This window comes from Mesorhizobium sp. B283B1A (assembly GCF_020165735.1).
Classification (GTDB): domain Bacteria; phylum Pseudomonadota; class Alphaproteobacteria; order Rhizobiales; family Rhizobiaceae; genus Mesorhizobium; species Mesorhizobium opportunistum.
In genome coordinates this window covers 34,614-49,230 of sequence record NZ_JAIUIQ010000027.1, presented here as the reverse complement: position 1 = coordinate 49,230, position 14,617 = coordinate 34,614, and the positions used below count along the sequence as shown (strand labels likewise).

The 14,617-nt window shown below is 64.0% G+C and carries 14 protein-coding genes; 3 read left to right on the top strand and 11 right to left on the bottom strand.

Going from position 1 to position 14,617, the window contains the following annotated elements; translation table 11 throughout:
- Position 1: 1 nt before the first annotated feature.
- From LB577_RS22025 to LB577_RS21995, 7 genes are all read right to left on the bottom strand, one after another.
- Positions 2-2,557 (bottom strand): sensor histidine kinase, encoded by a 2,556-nt coding sequence (locus LB577_RS22025; protein WP_224688349.1) that lies wholly within the window; start codon positions 2,555-2,557, stop codon positions 2-4.
- A gap of 199 nt (positions 2,558-2,756) precedes the next feature.
- Positions 2,757-4,157 carry an adenosylhomocysteinase gene (gene ahcY / locus LB577_RS22020; RefSeq protein ID WP_224688347.1) on the bottom strand — a complete coding sequence of 467 codons (1,401 nt, stop codon included), beginning with the start codon at positions 4,155-4,157 and terminating at the stop codon, positions 2,757-2,759.
- Positions 4,158-4,339: 182 nt separating this feature from the next.
- Positions 4,340-4,636: an HPr family phosphocarrier protein gene (locus LB577_RS22015; protein ID WP_224688345.1), complete on the bottom strand. Its 297-nt coding sequence runs from the start codon at positions 4,634-4,636 to the stop codon at positions 4,340-4,342.
- On the bottom strand, positions 4,633-5,034 hold the full coding sequence (locus LB577_RS22010; RefSeq protein WP_224688343.1) for a PTS sugar transporter subunit IIA: 402 nt from the start codon (positions 5,032-5,034) through the stop codon (positions 4,633-4,635). The genes LB577_RS22015 and LB577_RS22010 overlap by 4 nt, the downstream gene beginning before the upstream one ends.
- A 164-nt stretch (positions 5,035-5,198) precedes the next feature.
- The gene (locus LB577_RS22005) at positions 5,199-5,663 is read right to left on the bottom strand and encodes an HPr kinase/phosphorylase (protein ID WP_224688340.1); all 465 of its coding nucleotides are present in this window, start codon (positions 5,661-5,663) and stop codon (positions 5,199-5,201) included.
- Entirely contained in the window at positions 5,660-7,444 is a 1,785-nt protein-coding gene (locus tag LB577_RS22000; RefSeq protein ID WP_283257910.1) for a sensor histidine kinase, read from the bottom strand. Before LB577_RS22000 ends, LB577_RS22005 begins: the two co-directional genes overlap by 4 nt.
- Before the next feature lie 143 nt (positions 7,445-7,587).
- Complete coding sequence (locus tag LB577_RS21995; protein ID WP_010912942.1) at positions 7,588-8,289, bottom strand: response regulator transcription factor; 702 nt, start codon at positions 8,287-8,289, stop codon at positions 7,588-7,590.
- Positions 8,290-8,631: 342 nt separating this feature from the next.
- On the opposite strand from LB577_RS21995, the gene LB577_RS21990 reads away from it, so the two are divergent.
- Together LB577_RS21990 and arfB are read left to right on the top strand one after the other, a co-directional pair.
- A complete protein-coding gene (locus tag LB577_RS21990) occupies positions 8,632-10,242 on the top strand; it encodes a phosphoenolpyruvate carboxykinase (RefSeq protein ID WP_224688338.1) in 1,611 nt (536 codons plus the stop codon).
- Between the two features lie 95 nt (positions 10,243-10,337).
- On the top strand, positions 10,338-10,775 hold the full coding sequence (gene arfB / locus LB577_RS21985; protein WP_013891634.1) for an alternative ribosome rescue aminoacyl-tRNA hydrolase ArfB: 438 nt from the start codon (positions 10,338-10,340) through the stop codon (positions 10,773-10,775).
- A 73-nt stretch (positions 10,776-10,848) separates the two neighbouring features.
- Here arfB and LB577_RS33165 read toward each other — a convergent pair whose 3' ends face one another.
- On the bottom strand, positions 10,849-10,977 hold the full coding sequence (locus LB577_RS33165) for a hypothetical protein (RefSeq protein WP_263496190.1): 129 nt from the start codon (positions 10,975-10,977) through the stop codon (positions 10,849-10,851).
- A 12-nt stretch (positions 10,978-10,989) separates the two neighbouring features.
- Between LB577_RS33165 and LB577_RS21980 the strand changes: the two genes are divergently transcribed.
- Positions 10,990-11,619 carry an alpha-ketoglutarate-dependent dioxygenase AlkB family protein gene (locus LB577_RS21980; RefSeq protein ID WP_023765605.1) on the top strand — a complete coding sequence of 210 codons (630 nt, stop codon included), beginning with the start codon at positions 10,990-10,992 and terminating at the stop codon, positions 11,617-11,619.
- 71 nt (positions 11,620-11,690) lie between these two features.
- Here LB577_RS21980 and LB577_RS21975 read toward each other — a convergent pair whose 3' ends face one another.
- Genes LB577_RS21975 through LB577_RS21965 form a run of 3 tightly spaced genes read right to left on the bottom strand, consistent with a single transcriptional unit; the run spans position 11,691 to position 14,592 of the window.
- On the bottom strand, positions 11,691-13,163 hold the full coding sequence (locus LB577_RS21975; RefSeq protein ID WP_224688337.1) for a nucleotidyltransferase family protein: 1,473 nt from the start codon (positions 13,161-13,163) through the stop codon (positions 11,691-11,693).
- Positions 13,163-13,855, bottom strand: a complete 693-nt coding sequence (locus LB577_RS21970; protein WP_224688335.1) for a glycosyltransferase family 2 protein — start codon at positions 13,853-13,855, stop codon at positions 13,163-13,165. The genes LB577_RS21975 and LB577_RS21970 overlap by 1 nt, the downstream gene beginning before the upstream one ends.
- Positions 13,840-14,592, bottom strand: a complete 753-nt coding sequence (locus LB577_RS21965; protein WP_224688333.1) for a glycosyltransferase family 2 protein — start codon at positions 14,590-14,592, stop codon at positions 13,840-13,842. Before LB577_RS21965 ends, LB577_RS21970 begins: the two co-directional genes overlap by 16 nt.
- Positions 14,593-14,617: the final 25 nt, after the last annotated feature.

The window sequence follows — 14,617 nt, the reverse complement described above, 5'->3', positions numbered from 1 at the left end:
GCTACTCGGCCGCGGCGCGGATGCCGGGCATGTCGGGGAAAGTGCAAATGACAGTCGTGCCCTTGTCCTTGCCGGTTTCGATGCGGACGCCGCCGCCATGCAGCTCGACGAAGCTCTTGACGATCGACAGGCCGAGCCCGGCGCCACGCCGGCGGCCGCCATTGGCGCGCGGCTCGAAGCGGCGGAACACCGAATCGAGCACATCGGGCGGCATGCCGGGCCCATCGTCATGAACCGAGAATTCCACGCCGTCCGCCAGATGGCGGCAGGCGAGCCGGATGGTGCTGGCTTCCGGCGCGTAGTTGGCGGCGTTGCTGAGCAGATTGTAGAGGATCTGGCGGATGCGGGTCTCGTCGCCGTGGAACGTCTTGGGCGCAGCCTTGGCATCGACCTCGAGCCGGATCGAATGTTCCTGCAACCGGTCGGCAACCAGTTCGGCGGCCGCCGCGATGGTGCGGTCGACATGCACCTCGGAAATGTCGAGCTGCATGATGCCGGCATCCACCGTCGCGAGGTCCAGTATGTCGTTGACGATGGTCAGCAGCACCGAGGACGAAGAACCGACATGCTCGACATATTCGCGCTGCTTCTGCGTCAAGGGCCCGGTCGTCGGCAGCGAGAGCAATTCGGTGAAGCCGATGATGTTGGTCAGCGGCGAACGCAGCTCGTAGGACACGTGCTGGACGAAGTCGTTCTTGAGCTGGTCGGACTTTTCCAGCGCCTCGTTCTTGTCCTTCAGCGCGCGTTCGACACGGACGCCGTCGGTGACGTCGACGAAGGTCATCATCACCTGCCCGTTGGGCAACGGGATCATGGCGTAGCGCAGCACGGTGCCGTTGTTGAGTTCGGTCTGGCCGTGGCGGTCGCGGCGTTCGTCGTCGAAGCCGGTGATGGCGGCGACGAAGCTGGGCCAGGGACTGTCCACCGCTTGCCGGTCGCAAAGGTCGCGTATGGTGGAAACGTGCACATTCGGCTTGGTCGCTTCGGCATCCAGCCTCCACAGCGTGGCGAAGGCCGGGTTCGACAGCCGAAGCTTGCCATCGGGACCGAACACCGCCACGCCCTCGGCGAGATTGTCGAGCGTTTCGCCCTGGACACGCACGGCTGTCCGGTAGCGGCTTTCGAGATCCATTTTCTCGGTCAGGTTCTCGAACACCCAGGTGACGCCGCCCTTGGGTTGCGGGTTGGCGACGACGCGGATGGTCTTGCCATCCGGCAGGTGCCACCAGTGCTCCTGCGATTCGACCGCGCGGTAGGCGCCGAGCAGGCCTTCCTTCCAGCGGCGCCATTCGGGCTGCTCGGCGATCTTGCCTTCGCTGCGCAGCCGGTCGAGCAAAAGGGCGTTGTCGGGCGCGCTGTGCAGGAACCCGCTGTCCAGCCCCCACAATTTCTGGAAGGCCTGGTTGAAGAAGCGCAGTTTCTCGTCGGTGTCGAAGATGGCGACCGCGGTGTTGAGCTGGTCGAGCGTGTCGGCATGGCTTCGCACGGTCCGCTCATACTCGCCGCGAATGGACTCGATGGCGCTGGTGTCGCAGGCAAGGCCGGCCGAGCCGTCGGCGCTGGCGAAGTCGGTCACCGCGAACACCCGGCGGTCGCCTTCGATCACCGTGGAGAGCGACTGCTCGAAAACCGGATGCAGTTTGTGCTGGGCGTCGATCGCCTCGCGCGCCTGGCCGCCGAGGAATTCCTTGGCGTCGCGCACGGCGGCTTCCGCGCTCTCGGCTTCGACCGCGTCGGCATAGGCCCGGTTGACCCATTTCAGGCGCCCATGCTCGTCGCGCAGCCACGCCGGCATTTTCAACGCTTCGAGCAGGCCGATCATCGTGTCGTGGTCGGCGGCCAGCCGGTGGTTCTCGATCTTCAGCCGCGCCTGGCTGCGCTGTGTTTCGGAAAGCGACACAAACCGCACCAGAACATGCGCCGCGCTCTTGCGGCCATGCACTTCGAGCGGGGCGCCGGCCTGCGATTCGATGACGAGGTCGAAGGGTCTGGCCTTTTCGCGCAACGCCGCGATGGCATGTTCGAGCGCCGCCGCCGAGCGCGGCATCAGCCAGCGGCCGAAGGCGAGGAACGCCGCCCGTTCCTCCGGAGCGCCGCTTTCGACCGGCAATACGCCGACAAGCTCGGGTTTCTTGTTTTCCGAGGCCCAGACGATCACGCGCTGGTCGCGCAGATTGAGCAGCGCCTCCGAACGGCGCAGCGCCGCGTTGACGTCGGCGACGCGGCTTCTCAATTCGACATTCTCCGCCGAGGTGCGGGCGCGTTCGCGGATCAGCACGATAGCCGACAGAAATGCCGTGCCTGTCACGCCGACGAACACGGCAAGCTGCATGACCTCGATCGTGCTGATCGAAAGACCGGCCGTCGACACACCGGCAGCCTGGGCACGCGCCGCCGCGCCAAACAGCGGGCCGGCAAGCATGGAGCCGGCAAGCAGCAGTCCGGCGCGGCCACGCCATGAAAGACGCTCGCGCCGGGTTGCGGAGCCAGTGGTCCCCGAATCGTCATGGCCGCCGGAAACGGCCTGTCCCGCTCCGTGCGGGTATTGCCCCGGCATGTCTTGGTCCTCTCCGCCGACTGAATGCAAGACCGCCCTGATACGCGCCTCTCTTGATCCCCTCTCGGGCCGGAAGCGTCGCGAATCACCTGACAATAAACCCTCGCCGAATCGCCGTGAAGGCTGATCGCGCGCAAAAATAAAGCCGGGCGAAAGTCAATCGCCCGGCGTCAATATATGGTAGTAAATTTAGCTTTGGTTAATAGCGGTAGTGTTCCGGCTTGAAAGGACCCTGCGGCGTGACGCCGATATAGGCGGCTTGTTCGCCCGACAGTTCGGTCAGGCGGGCGCCGAGCTTGTCGAGGTGCAGGCGCGCGACCTTCTCGTCGAGGTGCTTGGGCAGGACATAGACCTGGTTCTGGTACTGCTCGCCCTTGGTGAACAGCTCGATCTGAGCCAGCACCTGGTTGGTGAAGGACGCCGACATGACGAAGCTCGGATGGCCGGTCGCGTTGCCGAGATTGAGCAGGCGGCCTTCCGACAAAAGGATCATACGCTTGCCGTCCGGGAAGGTGATCATGTCGACCTGCGGCTTGACGTTGGTCCACTTCAGGTTGCGCAGCGACGCCACCTGAATCTCATTGTCGAAATGGCCGATGTTGCCGACGATCACCATGTCCTTCATCGAGCGCATGTGGTCGAGGGTGACGACATCCTTGTTGCCGGTGGTGGTGATGACGATGTCGGCGGTTGGAGCCGCGTCTTCGAGCGTGACGACTTCAAAGCCGTCCATCGCCGCCTGCAGGGCGCAGATCGGATCGACCTCGGTGACCTTGACGCGGGCGCCGGCGCCCTTGAGCGAGGCCGACGAGCCCTTGCCGACGTCGCCATAGCCGCAGACGACCGCGACCTTGCCGGCCATCATCGTGTCGGTGCCGCGGCGGATACCGTCGACCAGCGATTCCTTGCAGCCATACTTGTTGTCGAACTTCGACTTGGTGACCGAGTCGTTGACGTTGATGGCCGGGAAGGGCAGCAGGCCCTTCTTCTGCAACTGGTAGAGCCGGTTGACGCCGGTGGTCGTCTCTTCGGTGACTCCGCGGATCGCCGCCTTCTGCTTGGTGAAGAAGCCGGGCGAAGCCGTCAGGCGCTTCTTGACCTGCGCATAGAAATATTCCTCTTCCTCGCTCTGCGGGTTGGACAGCACGTCCTCGCCGGCCTCGGCGCGGGCGCCCATCAGGATGTACATGGTGGCATCGCCGCCATCATCGAGGATCATGTTGGAGAGGCCGCCATCGGTCCACTGGAAGATCCGGTCGGTGTAGTCCCAGTACTGCTCCAGGCTCTCGCCCTTGACGGCGAACACCGGAATGCCGGTTTCGGCGATGGCCGCGGCCGCGTGGTCCTGGGTCGAGAAGATGTTGCAGGAAGCCCAGCGGATATCGGCGCCGAGCGCCTTCAGCGTCTCGATCAGTACCGCGGTCTGGATGGTCATGTGCAGCGAGCCGGTGATGCGCGCGCCCGTGAGCGGCTTCTTGGCGCCGAATTCCTCGCGGCAGGCCATCAGGCCCGGCATTTCGGTTTCGGCGATATCCAGTTCCTTGCGGCCCCAGCCGGCAAGCGAGATGTCGGCGACCACATAGTCCTTGCTACCCGTCATGGCAGTGCTCCGTGCGAAGTGTTGTGCGTGCGAATTGGTTGCGGATGCGCCCGCGTTGGTTGGCGCGTGGAAGGGCGCGAATTGCCGGCCTGACTAGCAGATCGGCGCCGAGACGACAATGGGATATAAAGAAATCTTTATCCCTGCATGTCCCTAGAGGCTGCTTAGGCTGGGCCTTCGGGTCAGCTTTCCTCGCCGAAGCGGGAGGCGACGAGCTGCTCCAGCGCGTCCATGACCTCAAGCGCTTCCGGGCCGCTGGCGGTGACGCGGATCGAGTATCCAGGACTGGCCGCAAGCATCATCAGGCCCATGATCGACGTGCCGCCGACCTTGACGCCGTCCTTCTCGACATGGACCGAGGCGTCGAAACGGCTGGCGAGCTGGACGAACTTCGCCGAGGCGCGCGCATGCAGGCCGCGCTGGTTGACGATCGGAAACTCCCGGACAATCTGGTCTTTTTCCGGGGATAGTGCGTTCATTTGCTGCTCAGAAGCTGGCTGGCGACGTTGATGTATTTGCGGCCGGCGGCCTGCGCCTCGTCGAGCGCGGCGGCCATGTTGTCGCCCTTGCGGATCGATGACAGCTTGATCAGCATCGGCAGGTTCATGCCGGCGATCACTTCGGTGCGGCCGGACTCCATCACCGAGATGGCAAGGTTCGACGGCGTGCCGCCGAACATGTCGGTCAGCACGATCACGCCCGCCCCGGTGTCGACGCTGGCCACGGCGTCGATGATGTCGCGGCGACGCTGCTCCATATCGTCGTCGGCACCGATCGCCACGGTTTCGAAATTGTCTTGTGGCCCGACGACATGTTCGACGGCATGTCTGAACTCGGTGGCCAGTTGACCGTGCGTTACAAGCACGAGTCCGATCATTCTTTGGTGGCTCCCGTCATCGCCGCTTCACAGGCGCATTTTATGCTCGCCAGCCATTCCAGGCGGCGGGAGCGCTATCTTGTCGACGCGAGGCCCGTTGACAAGCCCAAAATTGCGCCGGCCCATGCCATTTTGACGCATTGCAGCAAAAAACCCGGGGCAGATCATAGAAAAGGCATGATCGACAGCCGCGCCATCACGGCGGGCAGGGCAGCCTGGACATTGCGCTCGGCAAGATCGATCCGCGGTACCGCGCAGCCGACGATGTCGTCGCTGGCGTCCTCCTGGAAGCGGGCGATTTCACCAGCCGGCAGCAGGCGCACATGCAGGTCGACGACGCAGGCAGGTTCGAACGCCAGCGCCCGCGGCCCAAGTCCCGGCACCTCGGCGAGACCTTCTATGGTGGCGGGGGCGCGGCACACCAGCCGCCCCGCATGCGCCTCGACGAAAAGCTGATCGTCGCCGACGAGCCGTGAGAACAGGCCGCGCTGGCGGCAATGGTCGATCAGCGCCAGCGCCAGCGTCGTCTTGCCCGAACCGGACGCCCCGCTAACGAGAATGCCGCGTTCGCCGATCAGCAAGCCCGTAGCGTGGATGTTTTCAGGCCGCACGACTGGACCAGCATTCACGCTTCGGCCGGCAGCGTCACGACGAAGCGCGCGCCCTTGATCTCGCCGGGCTTGGTGCCGGGGATGTTTTCGGCGGTCAGCGTGCCGCCATGGGCCTCGACGATCTGCCTGGAGATCGACAGGCCAAGGCCCGAATTCTGGCCAAACGCCTCTCCGGCCGGCCGGTCGGTGTAGAAGCGTTCGAAGATGCGGTCGATGTTGTCGGCGCGGATGCCGGGACCGTTGTCGTCGACGGTGAGGATGTTGAACTTGCCGGCACGCGCCAGCGACAGGCTGATGTGGCCATGGTCCTCGGGAACGAAGGAGCGGGCGTTTTCGATCAGATTGGTGATGACCTGGCCGATGCGCAGATCGTGTCCGACGACGAAATAGCCTTTGACGCCCTGCGGTAGCTTGGCGACTTTGAGCTCGATCTCGACGGCCTTCTTGTTGCGGGTGGTCTCGCGCGACACGGCGACGAGGTCGGTGATGAATTTCTTCAGGTCCACCGTTCCGGCGTCTTCGCGCGCGAGCTCGGCGTCGAGACGCGAGGCGTCGGAAATGTCGGTGATGAGCCGGTCCAGCCGCCTGACGTCGTGCTGGATGATTTCCATCAGCCGGCTGCGCGAATTGTCGTTCTTGGCCAGCGGCAAGGTTTCGACCGCGCTGCGCAGCGAGGTCAGCGGGTTCTTCAATTCATGTGAAACATCGGCGGCGAAGCTTTCGATCGCCTCGATGCGCGCATAGAGCGCGTTGGTCATGTCGCGTACGGCGATCGACAGATTGCCGATCTCGTCCTGGCGGTCGGAAAAATCCGGGATCTCCTCGCGGCTCTTGACGCCGCGCCTGACCCGCACCGCCGCGGCGGACAGCCGGCGTAGCGGGTTGGCGATGGTGGAAGCCAAAAGCATCGACAGGATGGCGGTGACCAGAGCCGCGATGCCGAACACGCGCAGGATCGCCTTGCGTTCGGCGGCGACGATCTTGTCGATGTCGCCGCCTTCGGTCGACAGCATCAGCACGCCGAGGACGGCGCGGAAGCGCTGGATCGGCACCGCCACCGAAACGATCTGCTCGCCCTGTTCGGAGACGCGCACGATCGTCGACGGGCTGCCGGTCAGCGCCTTGACCACTTCCGGGAAGGCAGCGCCATTGCCGCCCGGCTGCTCGCGATAGACCGGCAGGTCGGTGTTGCGGAAGAAGTCGAAGATGAACTTCTGGATGCGCTCGACGAGGTCGGGCTCCTCCTCCTCGACCGGCGGCAGGTCGTAGCGCAGGATCTGGCCGCGCGAATAGAGATGGCGCGAATCGAGCAGCAAATTGGCGTCGCGGTCATAGATGCGGGCCCGTGTCCGCGTCGGCGAGATCAGCCGCCGCAGCACCGGCGCGACGCGCTCCGGATTGATCGGGAAGTCGAGATTATCGAGCTGGTCCGAACCGGGCCCGAGGCTTTCGCCGGCCTGCAGCTCCAGCAGCTTTTCCGGATCGATGCTGATCGAATCGGTCTCGACCGTCGCCGACGCCGCGATCGCGCCGGCGATGATCTCGCCCTGCGTCATCAGGCTTTCGACGCGGGCGTCGATCAGCCCGTCGCGAAATGTGTTGAGGTAGAGGATGCCGGTGACCAGGACAGCCAGTCCGGCAAGGTTGAGGAACAGGATGCGCCGCGTCAGGCTGGAAAAGATGTGGTGGCCAAGGAAGCGGCGCATCGGCACCGTGATCTTCGAAACGAAGGACGGCATGATGCGCGACGGCCGCCTGGCGGCGCCCGTCGGCCTGCTTCGCTGTGCTTCCACTGCCATCGAATAGCAGCTCCCGCCTAGTTAGTGAGTAGTGAGTAGGCAGTAGGGAACAGAGAAGTGGCTGAGATCGTGGCCATGTGTGAGTGGCCGCTCGCACCATTCAAAAACGGACTACTGACTATTCCCTACTGCCTACTGCCTATTCACGCCTCGCGGAACCGGTATCCGACTCCGTAAAGGGTTTCGATCATCTCGAAGTCGTCGTCGACAGCCTTGAACTTCTTGCGCAGCCGCTTGATATGGCTGTCGATCGTACGGTCATCGACATAGACCTGTTCATCATAGGCCGAATCCATCAGCGCATCACGGCTTTTTACCACACCGGGGCGCTGCGCCAGCGAATGCAGGATCAGGAATTCGGTGACGGTGAGCGTCACCGGCTCGCCCTTCCAGGTGCAGGTGTGGCGTTCCTGGTCCATGACCAGTTGGCCGCGCTCGAGCGAACGGGCCTGCTGGCTGGGCGCTTTTGCCGCGGCCTCGCGGGCGCTGGCTCGGCGCAGGACGGCCCGTACCCGCTCGACCAGCAGGCGCTGGGAGAACGGTTTGCGGATGAAGTCGTCGGCGCCCATCTTGAGGCCGAACAATTCGTCGATCTCGTCGTCCTTGGAGGTCAGGAAGATCACCGGCAGGTCGGACTTCTGGCGCATCCGGCGCAGCAGCTCCATGCCGTCCATGCGCGGCATCTTGATGTCGAGGATGGCAAGATTCGGCGGGCGCGCCGCCAGGCCTTCCAGCGCGGACGCACCATCCGTATAGGTCTCGACGCGATATCCCTCGGATTCGAGGGCGATCGACACCGACGTCAGAATGTTGCGGTCGTCATCGACAAGCGCGATTGTTGCCATTTCAAGCGGCTCCCTCATGAGCTGTCCCTTCTTTAGTAGAGAAGGGGCTTTTGCAGGACAAATTAGGTACAAAATGTGGCATAGGCCTTGTCCGCTGTCACGCGCGGGGTGCCGCCGGCCACAATCCAACCTCGACATGGATTGGACGAACGAACATCGCCAATCCTTTGGGCAACCGCGAAACTTTTCGCATATATAAACGATTTAAACAACTTTCAAAATATTTAAATCGATTAATGATTTGATATCATTTGGCTTTTCTGGTTCTGACCATATTAGCCTGCGCAGTAGGCATGCCGGAAATGCGCCGGCAAAGATGCGGAAATCTAAGAAGGGACACCCATGTCGGAAGTCGGCACACGCAATCCTGCTTGCGCGATCGATCGTATCGGCCTGAAAACCTCTGGCGTGGTGCGCTACAATTTCGGTGCGGCGGCGCTTTACGAGGAATCGATCCGGCGCAATGAGGCCCGGCTGACCGCGCATGGCGCGCTGGTCGCCGAGACCGGCCAGCACACAGGCCGTTCTCCCAAGGACAAGTTCGTGGTCCGCGACGCTGCCACCGAGCCGCATGTCTGGTGGGATAACAACAAGGCGATCTCGCCGGCGCAGTTCGAAACGCTGCTTGCCGATTTCCGGGCCCACGCCGCGGACAAGGATCTTTATGTACAGGACCTGGTCGGCGGCGCCGATGCCGAGCTGAAGCTGCCCACCAGGGTGATCACCGAATTCGCCTGGCACTCGCTGTTCATCCGCAATCTGCTGATCCGACCGGGCAAAACGGAACTCGAGCAGTTCGTGCCCGAGATGACGATCATCGACCTGCCGTCCTTCCGCGCCGATCCCGCCCGCCACGGCAGCCGCACCGAAACGGTGATCGCCGTCGATCTGACCCGCAAGATCGTGCTGATCGGCGGCACCTCCTATGCCGGCGAGATGAAGAAGTCGGTGTTCACCATGCTCAACTATCTGTTGCCGGAAAAAGGCGTGATGCCGATGCACTGCTCGGCCAATGAAGGTGCCGGCGGCGACGCCGCCATCTTCTTCGGCCTGTCGGGCACCGGCAAGACCACGTTGTCGGCCGATCCGTCGCGCACGCTGATCGGCGACGACGAGCATGGCTGGGGGCCGCACGGCATCTTCAATTTCGAAGGCGGCTGCTACGCCAAGACGATCAAGCTGTCGGCCGAAGCCGAGCCGGAGATCTTCGCCACCACACAGCGCTTCGGCACCGTGCTGGAAAATGTCATCCTCGACGCCGATGGCGCGCCGGATTTCAACGACGGCCGGCTGACCGAGAACACGCGCTGCGCCTACCCGCTCGACTTCATACCCAATGCCTCGAAGACCGGGCGCGCCAGCCATCCCAAGAACATCATCATGCTGACCGCCGACGCTTTCGGCGTGATGCCGCCGATCGCACGGCTGACGCCGGCGCAGGCGATGTATCACTTCCTGTCCGGCTACACCGCCAAGGTGGCCGGAACCGAAAAGGGCGTCACCGAGCCCGAGGCGACGTTCTCGACCTGCTTCGGTGCGCCGTTCATGCCGCGCCATCCCTCGGAATACGGCAATCTGCTGCGCGAGCTCATTGCCCAACATGGCGCCGATTGCTGGCTGGTCAACACCGGCTGGACCGGCGGCGCCTACGGCACCGGCAAGCGCATGCCGATCAAGGCGACGCGCGCGCTGCTTGCCGCCGCTCTCGATGGCTCGTTGAAGGCAACCGAATTCCGCACCGACGCCAATTTCGGCTTCGAGGTGCCGGTGGCCGTGCCTGGCGTTGATAGCGCCATTCTCGATCCGCGCTCGACCTGGGCCGACAAGGCTGGCTATGACCGGCAGGCAGCAAGGCTGGTCGGCATGTTCGCCGTCAACTTCGAGAAATTCGAAAGCCATGTCGATGCCGTCGTACTGGGTGCGGCACCCCGTATGCAGGAAGCGGCGGAGTAATCGCCAACCCGCTCGACATCGTTGCGTTCAGTGTCGTGTAGGCCCGGTTTCGATCGGGCCTTTTCTTTTTCGGCCCGCCGCGCCATGACTGCGGCATGCCGATCGACGACGACATCATCATATCCGGCGAAGCCGTGATCCATCCGGGCGACCTGCACGAGGATTTCATCCGCTCGTCGGGTCCTGGCGGCCAGAACGTCAACAAGGTGGCCACGGCGGTGCAGCTGCGCTTCGATGCGCAAAACGCCGCGGGCCTGTCGGAACGCGTGCGGGCCCGCACCATCAAGCTTGCCGGCCAGCGCGCCACCAAGGACGGCGTCATCGTCATCGAGGCCGGACGCTTCCGCACCCAGGAACAGAACCGCGCCGATGCGCGCGCAAGGCTGACCGCACTGGTCGCCAAGGCCGCCGAGCCGCCACCGCCGCCACGCAAGAAGACGCGGCCCTCGAAAGGCGCGGTGGAACGGCGGCTGAAGAGCAAGGCCGGTCGCGGCACGATCAAGAAGCTGCGCGGCCGGGTAGAGAACGATTAAGCACCGCGAAAGCTGCAGCGAGGCAGCGAAATCGGGCGCCGCGCATCCCAAAGCATGCGCGGCGTGTTCGATTCTACCAGCGGCGCTTCAGCGAAGCCGTGATGCTGCGGCCCTGGCCCATGTAGCAATAGCCGCTGCCGCAGGCTTTCGGGTCGCCGTTTGCGTTCGATAGTGGCATGTTGAGGCGACGAAACATCGCCATGCGAGGCAATCCATGCTCGTCCTGCCCAAGGGCGTCCGCCATATGCCGGCCTATCTGCCGCGCGCCGCCCAGGAGGCGCTGGTCGAGGATGTGAGAAGCATCGTCCAGCAGGCTCCGCTGTTCGTGCCGGCCATGCCGCGCACTGGCAAGGAGATGAGCGTACGGATGACCAATTGCGGCCCGCTCGGCTGGGTCACCGACAAGGAACGAGGCTATCGCTACCAGCCGACGCATCCGGTGACCGGGATGCCGTGGCCACCTATTCCGGACCGTCTGCTCGACCTGTGGCGGCAGGTCTCGGGCTATCGGCATCCGCCGGAAGCCTGCCTGGTCAATTTCTACACGGCCGAAGCGAAGATGGGCCTGCACCAGGACCGCGACGAGGTGGATTTCTCGGCGCCTGTCGTCTCCGTCTCGCTGGGTGACGATTGCCTGTTCAGGGTCGGCCAGACGACGCGTGACGGCGGCACCAAATCCTTCAGGTTGAAAAGCGGCGACGTCGTCGTGCTCGGCGGTGAGGGCCGTCTCGCCTTCCACGGCGTCGACCGCATCTACCCGTCGACCTCGGCATTGCTGAAAAACGGCGGGCGGATCAATTTGACATTGCGGCGGGTGACCAAGCCGGACGAGGGTGCCGCATGAGCCATACTGGAGGGGCTTCTGCCGCCGGACATCCTCGTTACCATGAAGCCATGTGACGGCACGGCGTTCTGTCAGCGCAGCGGCGAAAATGTCGCCGAGATCAGTTGGAACGGCAGCGCGCCATAGGTGGCGACAGTCTCCGCATCGTCCCACCGGCGGAATTGCCGGGAGGGTCGCGCCTCCAGCGTCATGGCCTGCCGTTCGCCGTCAAGCGTCACCTTGCCACGAAAACGCAGAACCCTTTCTCCACCGGATCGGCTGATGGCCATGGCGCGCAGGCGCGCGACATGGTCGTCATCGGCATTGATCTCCATTTCGATGCGGCGCCGGACCGGTGGCACACTGATCCTGACGGTGATGTCCAACATCATGTCCCCCGCCGTTCGCGGACAGGGTATGGCCTGGGAGAACGCCGGTGGCGACGATGCATTCAGCGGTTCGGGGCGGCCCGGCTTGCTCCGCCAGGCTTTGGCGGGCGGTTCCTGCCGCAGGCGGCCGCTCTTGCGGCGAAGCCGCAATTGCTTGGCAAGGCCGCGTGACAGCCAGACCAGCCTGCCGAAATCGGTTCGTGGCTTGGCCTGCAGCACGCCGGACCAGCGCGAGGGGCCGGCGCTGTCGGCCATCTCCAGCACACGGGCCAGCACTCTGTCCGGCGCGGTCACGCCAATTTCAAGCGCGAGGTAGGAGAGCGCCACCGCCGCGGCAACGGCAAGGCCGCGCCTGGCCAAGACATCGAGGAACACGTCCCAGTCGACATCGCCGCCGCGAATGGCCACCGCACAATCGACCAGCCAGTCGCTGTGCGTGTGGGCGTCGAGCCCGCCATGCGCGATGGCAAGCGCGATGCGGTCGGCGGGCGACGGCACCAGCACGTCGACGCCGCTGAAAATGGCGGGGTCCGCCCGTCGCCAGATGGCGATGTCGTCTTCATCGCTTTGCTGCGAACCGTCATAGGCAAGCTGGTGCAGGTCGATGTCGCCAAAATTGCCCTTGAAGAAGTTCATCGAGCGCAGCGAGGCCAGTCTTGTCCTCAGATATTGCGGGCTGACGCCGGTGGCGATCTGCCATTCGCGGTCGCGCAGCACGTCGAAGGCCGTTTGCATGTCCTGCGGCCGCACCAGTATGTCGATGTCGTGCGCCACCCGCCCACGCTGTGCCGCCGCGTCGAGGGCAATTCGACTGGCGCCCTTGATGAGCATCACCATGCATCCGGCATCCGCCATCGCCTTCAGTGCCGGTTCGGCTTCGCGCATCGCCATCCGCGACTTGGTCCACAGCATCTTCTGCAGGCCCAAAAGCCGTGGGAAGGCGGTATGGCCAGCCAATTTCCTGCCGAATCGGTCCGAAATGGCGGCCAGCAGCCGGTGTTCGCGGAAGGAGACGAGATCGATGTCGTTCACAGCCAACCATTGCATCGCGCATTGGCTGGCCGCCTCCTCGTCATCGAGGAGTGCCGCCTTGAGCAACTGGTCGAGACCGCCGGTCGGCCAGGACCAGCCATAGTCGGGAAACCGGCGGGTGATGCGGCGGACAGCCTTGGCCATCAGCCACCACCCGCTCTGCCTTGCGCGCGCCTTTTCATGGCCAGCCTTGCCACTTCGAGATAGCCGCGATCGCGCGCCGGGTCGCGTCCATAAGAGAGGCTGCCGGGCCTGATGCGGCGCAAGGCCAGCACGTCGTCGAGCATGGCAAGGACAAAGCCTGCCTCGCGAACCCGGGCGATCCAGTCGATCATCTCGCCGCGGCCGCCTTGTGGGTCGACAATGGGGCCGACGGCCGTCACCACCTCCTGGCGGATCATCATCGTCGTGCGCGACCAGCCTGCCACGCTGGCCGTCTCGGGCAAATCGGGCCTGTCGCCGCGAAACGTCCGCCAGTGCGCGAAGACGCCCGCTGTTCCGGGATCACGGTCGAGGCAGGCTAGCTGTTTTTCGATCTTGTCCGGCAGCCACAGGTCGTCGGCGTCGAGCGTCGCGACGAACGGGGTCGAGAGTGCGTCAAAACCCCTGGTGGTGGCGCTTCCGGGGCCTTCATTCTCTTGCCGCAGCACCGTCACCGGCAGGTTCATCGCCTCGATCACGGCAACCGTATCGTCGGTCGATCCGTCATCGACCACGACGATGGCTTCCGCCTTGACCGTCTGGGCCAGAACCGAGTTCAGCGCCGCGCCGATGGTTGCGGCCGCGTTGAAAGCCGGAATGACGACGCCATAGCCCGCCATTACAGGAACCGCCACTGCGCGAGATCCTTGAAGTCGAATATGCCCTCGACCCGCCGCAAGCCGGGGTCTGCCTTGCGGCGCTTCATCGACTTATGGATGGCGCGCATGAACTCGCGAAAGGGCACGTCGGCTTCCTTGGTCATGTTGCCGGGATGACGCCTGTAATAGAGAGCCACCGTATCGGGCATAATGTATTTTGCCTGGCTCTCGAAGATGCGCAACAGATAGTCGGTGTCCTCCGCCTGCCTGAAGTCCTCGTCGAAGCCGCCGGTGCGCTCGATGAGTTCCCGTGCAAAAATCCCGGCTGACAGGTGGATTCCCCGCACGGTGATGGCGTGGCTGTCGGCGGCCGGCTCCAGCGTCTCGCCATCGATCTTGTCGACCAGCGTCATGCGCGAATAGGTCAGGTCGAGGCCAGGATCCTCTTCGAAGCAGGCGATATCCGCCGCGAAGCGCCCTATCGGCGAGATGTCGTCGGAATCGAGAAACGATACCAGCCGCGTCTGCGGCAGCAATTGCTTCAGCCCGGCATTGCGTGCCTTGGTGACCCCGCCATTGGCCTGCTGGAAAAGACGAATGCATGGGGCCTGGTCGACCAATGACCGCACGACGGCCGCCGAGCCGTCGGTCGACCCATCGTCGATGACGATGATGTCGAGATCGACGTTTTCGCGTTGCCTGAGCAGCGAGCGTAGCGCGAGGCCAACGAATTGTTCGCGATTGTGGACCGGCATGATCACGCTCAGCTTCATATGTCGCCCCGGATCATGAATTCGC

Excerpts from the sequence above, each read along its gene's own strand:
- LB577_RS21995 (WP_010912942.1), bottom strand. The coding sequence starts at position 8,289 with ATGGCAACAATCGCGCTTGTCGATGACGACCGCAACATTCTGACGTCG.
- LB577_RS21990 (WP_224688338.1), top strand. The coding sequence starts at position 8,632 with ATGTCGGAAGTCGGCACACGCAATCCTGCTTGCGCGATCGATCGTATC.
- arfB (WP_013891634.1), top strand. The coding sequence starts at position 10,338 with ATGCCGATCGACGACGACATCATCATATCCGGCGAAGCCGTGATCCAT.
- LB577_RS33165 (WP_263496190.1), bottom strand. The coding sequence starts at position 10,977 with ATGGCGATGTTTCGTCGCCTCAACATGCCACTATCGAACGCAAACGGC.
- LB577_RS22010 (WP_224688343.1), bottom strand. The coding sequence starts at position 5,034 with ATGATCGGACTCGTGCTTGTAACGCACGGTCAACTGGCCACCGAGTTC.
- LB577_RS21965 (WP_224688333.1), bottom strand. The coding sequence starts at position 14,592 with ATGAAGCTGAGCGTGATCATGCCGGTCCACAATCGCGAACAATTCGTT.
- LB577_RS21975 (WP_224688337.1), bottom strand. The coding sequence starts at position 13,163 with ATGGCCAAGGCTGTCCGCCGCATCACCCGCCGGTTTCCCGACTATGGC.
- LB577_RS22015 (WP_224688345.1), bottom strand. The coding sequence starts at position 4,636 with ATGAACGCACTATCCCCGGAAAAAGACCAGATTGTCCGGGAGTTTCCG.
- LB577_RS21980 (WP_023765605.1), top strand. The coding sequence starts at position 10,990 with ATGCTCGTCCTGCCCAAGGGCGTCCGCCATATGCCGGCCTATCTGCCG.
- ahcY (WP_224688347.1), bottom strand. The coding sequence starts at position 4,157 with ATGACGGGTAGCAAGGACTATGTGGTCGCCGACATCTCGCTTGCCGGC.
- LB577_RS22025 (WP_224688349.1), bottom strand. The coding sequence starts at position 2,557 with ATGCCGGGGCAATACCCGCACGGAGCGGGACAGGCCGTTTCCGGCGGC.
- LB577_RS22000 (WP_283257910.1), bottom strand. The coding sequence starts at position 7,444 with ATGGCAGTGGAAGCACAGCGAAGCAGGCCGACGGGCGCCGCCAGGCGG.